Raw genomic sequence first — 1,718 nt, 5'->3', positions numbered from 1 at the left:
GGCTGGGCTGGGCTGGGCTGGGCTGGGCTGGGCTGGGCTGGGCTGGGCTGGGCTGGGCTGGGCTGGGCTGGGCTGGGCTGGGCTGGGCTGGGCTGGGCTGGGACGGAGGGTCACCGAGGCCAAACCTCCCCGCAACCCCGATCCGAAGCCCGAACACGGCCGGCGGTGCCGGGTCAAGGCACGCTTTCCCGCCTTGACGCGGTACCGCCGGCCGTAGTCACAATCGGGCATCGGGGGTGGCGGAAACCACCAGCCCGCTCCACGGCCGAACCACCAGCCCGCTCCACAACCAGGCCCCGGCCGAACACGGCCCAGCACACACCGCGGCCTAGGATCGCTGGCGAACCCGACGACGAGCCTTGGAGGACCCCAGGTGATCACCGCGATCGTGTTGATCCAGGTAGAGGCGGACGCGATCCCGGACGCGGCGCAGGCGATCGCCGACATCGACGGCGTCGGCGAGGTCTACTCGTGCGCCGGGGACGTCGACCTCATCGCCACCGTCAAGGTGTCCGCGCACGAGGAGCTGGCCGACCTGATCCCGGGCCGGATCGGGAAGGTGCCGGGGGTGCTGGACACCGTCACGCACATCGCCTTCCGGTCGTACTCCCGCGCCGACACCGAGCAGGCCTTCGCCATCGGCGCGGAGGACTGAGAAGCCCTCCGAAGCGCGCGCACGCCGCATCGGGGGCGGAGGCCGGAAAGCCCCCGCCGACGGCCGAGAAGGCCCCTCAGACGACCGAAGGCCACCTCCCGCGGGAGGTGGCCTTCGTCGTGTGCGGAACTCAGTGCTCCGAGCGCTTCGCGGTCTCGACGCTCTCGAACTCGCCCGGCTCGCCCTGGGTGACCGAGTGGCCGTTGCCGTGCCCGTTGCCGTGGGCCCGCTGCAGCGCGGCGGTCTCCTCGGCCGGGTCCGGCGACCAGAACGTGCCCGGGACGGCCTCGCCGGCCGACCCCAGCTTGTTCATCTTCTTCGGCACCGAAGCGCCCTGGTACTCGAGCGGGATCGCGTGGCCGTGGCTGTCGACGCCGGCCAGCGGCTGGTGGATCTCGATGAACTCACCGTGCGGCAGCCGCTTGATGATGCCCGTCTCGACGCCGTGCTCCAGCACCTCGCGGTCGGCCCGCTGCAGGCCGAGGCACAGCCGGTAGGTCAGGTAGTACGCCACCGGCGGCACGATCAGCACGCCGATGCGGCCCGCCCACGTCGTCGCGTTCAGCGAGATGTCGAACTGGTCGGCGATGATGTCGTTGAAGCCCGACAGCTCGATGACGGCGAAGAAGCCCAGCGCCATCGCGCCCAGCGCCGTGCGGACCGGTGCGTCGCGCGGCCGCTGGAGCAGGTTGTGGTGCGCGGTGTCCTTGGACAGCTTCCGCTCGATGAACGGGTAGCCGAGCAGCAGGCCGAACAGGATCGGCATGCCGATCGCGCCGGGGAAGAACACCGCCGGGATCGTGTAGTTCCCGAGGTAGACCTCCCAGGCCGGCCAGATCCGGAGCATGCCGTCGGCCCAGGCCATGTACCAGTCGGGCTGCGAGCCCGCCGACACCTGCGCCGGGTTGTACGGGCCGAAGTTCCACACCGGGTTGATCTGGAACAGCCCCGACATCAGCGCCAGCACGCCCACGACCAGGGTGAAGAACGCCCCGCCCTTGAGCGCGAAGTACGGCATGATCCGCACGCCGACGACGTTGGTCTCCTTGCGGCGCACGCCCGG

At 71.0% G+C, this 1,718-nt stretch carries 2 protein-coding genes; one reads left to right on the top strand and one right to left on the bottom strand.

Going from position 1 to position 1,718, the window contains the following annotated elements; translation table 11 throughout:
• The first annotated feature begins 373 nt into the window (after positions 1 to 373).
• Positions 374 to 655, top strand: a complete 282-nt coding sequence (locus AB0J40_RS47240) for an Lrp/AsnC ligand binding domain-containing protein (RefSeq protein ID WP_284750247.1) — start codon at positions 374 to 376, stop codon at positions 653 to 655.
• Positions 656 to 785: 130 nt separating this feature from the next.
• Here AB0J40_RS47240 and AB0J40_RS47235 read toward each other — a convergent pair.
• Positions 786 to 1,718: cytochrome b N-terminal domain-containing protein (locus tag AB0J40_RS47235; protein WP_364467195.1), on the bottom strand; the 933-nt coding region annotated here is incomplete at its 5' end.

The organism is Amycolatopsis sp. NPDC049691 (assembly GCF_040675005.1).
Taxonomy (GTDB): domain Bacteria; phylum Actinomycetota; class Actinomycetes; order Mycobacteriales; family Pseudonocardiaceae; genus Amycolatopsis.
This window is presented reverse-complemented; position numbering and strand designations above follow the sequence as displayed.